The organism is Nocardia tenerifensis NBRC 101015 (assembly GCF_000308715.1).
Classification (GTDB): domain Bacteria; phylum Actinomycetota; class Actinomycetes; order Mycobacteriales; family Mycobacteriaceae; genus Nocardia; species Nocardia tenerifensis.
In genome coordinates this window covers 1-5702 of the sequence record NZ_BAGH01000520.1, presented here as the reverse complement: position 1 = coordinate 5702, position 5702 = coordinate 1, and the positions used below count along the sequence as shown (strand labels likewise).

Below are 5702 nucleotides of genomic sequence, written 5' to 3'. Positions count from 1 at the left end.
GCGAAGATGAACGATTCGGTGCGGCGCCGCGGGCGCCCGGCCAGGCTGTCGCGCGACGCGATCCTTACCGTCGCGCAGGAGATCGTGGAGTCCGCGGGGATAGACGCGCTGACCATGCGGGCCGTCGCCGAGCGGCTGTCGAGTTCGCCCATGGCGATCTACCGGCACGTCCGCGACAAGGACGAACTGCTGCTGCTGTTGCTCGATCGCGTCGCCGCCACGCTCGACCGCCCGGATCTGCCCGCCGAGCCCCGGCAGCGGCTGGTGGTGCTGTGGCGATTCCTGCACGACGAGCTGGCGGCGCATCCCTGGGTGGTCGGCGTGCTCGCGAGCGGTGATCTGGCGGGCCGCTCGATCCTGTGGCTGATCGAGGAGATCTTGCAGGCGTTCCTGGCCTCCGGGCTCGACGCCGAGCGGGCCGGCGCCGCCTATCGGGCGGTGTGGCAGTACACCGTCGGCGTGCTGACCATCCGAACGGCCATGGCGCGCACCACTTCCGAGCTGGACCGCCCGAGCTACCAGGCCGAGATGATCGCCGCCGCCGACCCGGTCGAGACCCCGGCCGTCGCCTCGTTCGTCGGTGCGTGGCCGCATGCGTGGGAGAACTACGACTTCGGCCTCGACGCCTTGCTCGACGGGCTGCTCCCGCGCTCTTGACAACCGCCTCGCCCTTTTGTGTACTGATAAACAAATAGAGCGAGGAGACAGTCATGATCGAGGCCGATGTGGTGGTGATCGGCTCGGGCGCGGCCGGGCTGGCGGCGGCGCTGGCCGCCGCCGACGGTGGCGCCGAGGTGGTCGTGCTCGAGGCGTCAGCGCGCTGGGGCGGCTCGACCGCCGTGTCCGGCGGCCAGGTGTGGGCCCCGGCCAACCATCGAATGCACGAGGCGGGCTACGCCGACACCGTCGAGGAGGCGCTGACCTACTGCCGGGCCGCGGCTCCCGGCCGCGACGACACCCTGGTCGAGACGTTCGTGCGGACGGTGCCGGAAGTGGTGCGCTTCCTCGAGGCGCGTTCGCCGATCCGGTTCATTCCGGTCCCGGCCTACCCGGACACCTTCGCCGAGCTACCCGGCGGCAAGACCGCGCGCCACGTCGAGGTGGCTCCGCAGGATCTCGGCGACCTGGGTGAGCTCGCCGAACTGGTTTGGCCCGCACCGTTTTTCGCGCCGGTCCTGACGAATCAGGAAATTCTCGAACGCAATCTGTTCGCCGGCGGTCCGACGCCCATGGACCTGATCACGCAACGCATGTCGGCAGGCGCGGTCGCCCTCGGCGCGGGGCTCGTCGTCGGTCTGCTGCACGGTTGCCGCAAGGCGGGCGTGCGCCTGTTCCGCGACTGCCGGGCTACCGAGTTGATCACCGACGAGCGCGGTCGGATCATCGGGGTGCGCACCGAGAGCGCGCACGGTGACGTCCGCGCGGGCCGCGGGGTCGTGCTGGCGTGCGGTGGATTCGAGCACGACCCGATCCTGCGCTCCCAGTTGCTGTCCGGGCCGCTCACCCACCCGGTGACGCCGCCGGTTCAGCACGGCGACGGGCTGCGGATGGCTGGGCGGGTCGGCGCGGCCATGGCCTACCTCGGCGAGTACTGGTCTTGGCCCGCTTGCCAAATGCCGGGCCGCGCTTGGCCCGACGCGGCGGGCACACCGCAACCGCAGCTGGCGGTGCTGGAACGCAGTCTGCCCCATGTGCTTTGGGTGAACGGCGCGGGCCGCCGTTTCGTCAACGAGTCGAGCCACAACTGCGCGAGCGCGTTCGCCGAACTCGACCCCAACACCCACCACCCGCGCAACCTGCCCGCCTGGGCGATCGGCGACGCGCAGTTCCGCGCCAAGTACTCGGTCGCCGGCATCCCCGCGGGCACACCGGCGCCGGAGTGGCTGATTCAGGCCGACAGCCTTGCCGAACTCGCCGAGCGCATCGATGTCGACCCGATTGCGCTGGAGCACACCGTCACTCGCTTCAACACCATGGCCGAGGCGGGCCGCGACGACGACTTCCAGCGCGGGCGCACCCGCTACGAGCACGCTTTCGGCGATCCGGCGGCCGCCCACCCCAACCTCGGACCCGTCTGTGCGCCACCGTTTTTCGCGGTGCCCGTGTATCCGGGCGCGGTCGGCACCAAGGGCGGGCCGCGCACCGATCGGCGTGCCCGCGTCCTCGACTGGTCCGGTGCGCCCATCGCCGGTCTGTATGCCGCGGGCAACGCGGCGGCCGCGGTCTTCGGGCCCGGCACGTTCGCCGGCGGTTTGACCATCGCCTCGGCGCTGACGTGGGGCTGGATCGCGGGGCGGGACCTGGCCGACCCGCGCTGATCCCGCATCGCCATTGTGTCGTGGCTCACTCCGGGGTACCCTCCCGAAAAGCGAGACTGAATGGTCTCACTATTGGACGTAGTGGGTCGGCGACGGCGCTGAATGGATGAGGGAGCCTCAATGATGAGGTATGCCGCCCGAATATCCTCGGGGATCACGGTTTTGGTAGCGGCGGTGGCCGCGGTCGCGATGCTGTGCGCCGCGCCCGCCACCGCGGACGAGCCGGCCACCGCGCAGAGCGTGTTCAACAAGCCGGGTCCTCACCCCGTCGCGACGCCGGTGCGCACGAACCCGTGCCAGGAATCGGTGTGGGGCATGGCCGAACACATCGTCGTGCACATGTTCGGCAACCGCGACGACATGACCTGCACGCAGGCCTTCCCCAACGGCCTGGAGTCGCCGATCGGCGTGAACACCTACTACCCGGCCGATATCGCCGAATTGCCCAGCGCGCCACTGATGGTGTTCACCTCGGGCTTCATCGCCAATCCCGGGATGTACGACGCGCTCGCCCGGCAGTGGGCGAGCAACGGTTTCGTCGTGGTGATTCCGTACGACTTCGTCAACTCGCTGGCCTACGTGCCCGCGATCGGCGTCGCCGCCGCGGTCGTCGCCGACCGTGACCCGAACTCCCCGCTCTACCGCCGAATCGACTTGAGCCGCACCATCTTCGGCGGCCACTCCGGCGGGGGACAGGCGGCGCTGCAGGCGGGCACGGTGTTCTCCGGCATCGCCTCGCTGATCGATCCGGCGATGCGCGTGCTCGGCGTGCTCGCTATCGAGCCGGGCCCGCTCGCCGTCGGAGCGCTGGTCTCCGTGCCGACGCTATTCCTCACCGGCTACAACGATTTCGTGGTGCCCGACTTCGCCTGGGTGCGCTGGTGGCAATACAACCTGTCCTTCCAGGCCCCCGCGTGGATCGCCAATGCCCGTGGCGTGAGCCACTTCTCACCCGTCGACGGACCGGACAACTACCTGTCCGCCGGCACAGCCCTAGCCTGGCTGCGCTACCAAGCTTTCGACGACAACCTCGCCAAGGAGTACTTCGTCGGCCCCACCTGGCGGCTACCCGCCGACAAAACCTACTTCAGCGTGCAGCGCAATGCACTCGCCGACGGCCTGAGCTGACGCGAAACAGACAGGGACGGAAGAGAATTGGGCCGAGTATGAGAGTACGTCGCGCGTGGATCGGTGGACTAACCACCGTTCTGGTCGCCTTATCCCCCGCCTGGCCCAACGCCGTGGCAGAGCCGGGCGTGGTGGCAACGCCCGGTGCGGTGGCGGAGCCGGGTGTTGCGGCGGAGCCGGGTGTTGCGGCAGGAGCCAGCGCGGTAGCGGGACCTGGCGCGGTGGCAGCACCCAGCGCCATGACGCTGCCCAGCGTCATAGCGGGGCTCGGCGCGGTGGCGGAACCTAACGCGGTGGCGCGACCTGGCGCGGTGGCAACACCCGACGTAGTGGCGGGGCCGAGCGCTGCGGCAGGAGCCAGCGCGGTGGCGGAATCCGGTGCGGTGGCTGGACCCGATGCGGTGGCGGAACCTAGCGTCGTGGCGGGATTGGGCGCTGTGGCAGCGCCTCGCCCTGCGGTGGAACCCGGTGCGGTGGCAGAACTCGGCTCGGCGGCACAACCCCGCGCCGTAGCGGAACCTAGCGCCGTGGCGGCATCGGGTGCGGTGATGGAACCGGATGTTGTGGCAGGACCCAGTGCGGTGGCGGGGCGTGGTGTGCTGGCGGCACCTGATGTGATTGCAGTACCTCGCGTGGTGGCAGAACTTGGCGCGGCGGCACGCCCCCGCGCAGTGGCCGAACCTGTTGTGATGGCGGCACCCGGCACAGTGGCGGCACCTGGTGTGGTGGCAGCACCCGGTGTGGTGATGGAACCGGGTGTTGCGGCAGAGTCAGGCTTGGCGTGTGGCGAGCCCGCCCCGGGGCAGATAGCCCAGCGGGTGGACCCTTCGGCCGTGGGCATGGATCCGGTGGCTTTGACCGATGCGATCGATTTCGGAACGGGCAAGGGCGCTTTTGCGATTCAGGTGTACCGGCATGGGTGTCTGGTTGGGGACCGTACGGGTACCGGGAATCTGCCTATGCCGCTGGCTAGTTCGTCCAAAGGGGTCGCTTCGGTCGCGATCGGGCGTGCGATCACGCTCGGGTACTTCGGGCTCGATGATCCGCTGGGCAAGTTCTTTCCGCAGGCCGATGCCGAGCATGCGGGGCTCACCGTCCGACAGGTGCTGAATCAGACGACGGGGCTGCGGTTCACGTGGGCCGCCGATATCGCGGGCATCGCCACCGACGAGGTGCTCCAGGCCCTGCGTACTCCGCCCGCCTATACGCCGGGCACCACCTTTCAGTACGCGCAGGCCGTGCTCGCGCTGCTGCCGAAGATCGTCGAGATCACCACGGGGCTGGACTTCCAGGACTTCGTCCAGCGAGAACTGATGGGGCCGTTGGGGATCGACCGCGACCACTGGGTGTGGCTGCGTGACCGTAGCGGAAACACCGCCGTCAACGGCGGTCTCGCGATGCGTGCCGACGATCTGGCCCGGCTCGGCCTGCTCTTGCTGCACGAGGGCCGGTGGGGCGACGCGCAACTCATCGATCCGGACTATCTCCGGCAGGCGCGTCAGCCGACGGAGGCCAACGGCGGCTACGGATTCCTGTTCTGGCTCAACGCCGGTGCGTCGTACAAGACCGCGACGGTGCCGACGGCCAAGGTGTTCGACCACCCGATGTTCCCCGGGGCGCCGCGCGACCTGTACGCCTTCGTCGGCGCGCTCGGCCAGTTCAATGTCGTGATCCCCAGCCGCGACATGGTGATCGTCCGGCTCGGCGTGCCGGGCGGGATCGACACCGCCAATGTGCAAACCTCCCTCGCCGCCGAATCCAACCCGGACAACAAGGAATTCGTACGCCGAGTCGTCGCGGCGGTCACCGACGTGCCGGGCGAGCCCGTCGACGACCCATACCGCTACGGCGACACCTTCGGCCCGATCATCGGCGGCCTCGACGACCTGGCCTTCTGGGTGGACCCCGAACACACCGCCGAAATCCTGTTCGGCGTCGGCCCGTACGCGCCATCGAACTGCAACGTGCTGTCGTGCAACGGCAAACTGCTACCCCAAGACATCTTCACCGCCATGCTCGACTCCACCGCCCAAATCGTCACCGCCCTCCTAGGCCTAGGCCACGGCCCCCGCTGACGCTGTCAACCGCCGCACTGTCTCTCGGGATGCGCACCGTCTTTGGGGCCTAGAGTGAGTGCGGATCCTGAGAGGGAGTGCGGGATCTGTGGTGGGATCCTGAGAGGGGTGCGGGTCTGTGGCGTGGGTCGCGTCGGGGTTCGGTGGGCGTTGCCGGTAGGCGACTGCCGCACTGTTTTTC

The 5702-nt window shown here is 69.2% G+C and carries 4 protein-coding genes; all 4 read left to right on the top strand.

The features are described 5' to 3' along the window. Window positions 1-657, top strand: a 657-nt coding sequence (locus ON39_RS34995) for a TetR/AcrR family transcriptional regulator (protein WP_157195566.1), incomplete at its 5' end; no start/stop codon positions are given. Between the two features lie 53 nt (window positions 658-710). After that, window positions 711-2318 carry an FAD-dependent oxidoreductase gene (locus ON39_RS34990; protein WP_040740597.1) on the top strand — a complete coding sequence of 536 codons (1608 nt, stop codon included), beginning with the start codon at window positions 711-713 and terminating at the stop codon, window positions 2316-2318. Between the two features lie 120 nt (window positions 2319-2438). After that, complete coding sequence (locus ON39_RS34985; protein WP_146251287.1) at window positions 2439-3446, top strand: poly(ethylene terephthalate) hydrolase family protein; 1008 nt, start codon at window positions 2439-2441, stop codon at window positions 3444-3446. A 38-nt stretch (window positions 3447-3484) separates the two neighbouring features. Continuing rightward, a complete protein-coding gene (locus ON39_RS51325) occupies window positions 3485-5521 on the top strand; it encodes a serine hydrolase (protein WP_083894876.1) in 2037 nt (678 codons plus the stop codon). Window positions 5522-5702 lie beyond the last annotated feature (181 nt).

What these genes read in the sequence shown, in the direction of transcription:
- ON39_RS34990 (WP_040740597.1), top strand. Translation starts at nt 711, where the DNA reads ATGATCGAGGCCGATGTGGTGGTGATCGGCTCGGGCGCGGCCGGGCTG.
- ON39_RS34985 (WP_146251287.1), top strand. Translation starts at nt 2,439, where the DNA reads ATGATGAGGTATGCCGCCCGAATATCCTCGGGGATCACGGTTTTGGTA.
- ON39_RS51325 (WP_083894876.1), top strand. Translation starts at nt 3,485, where the DNA reads ATGAGAGTACGTCGCGCGTGGATCGGTGGACTAACCACCGTTCTGGTC.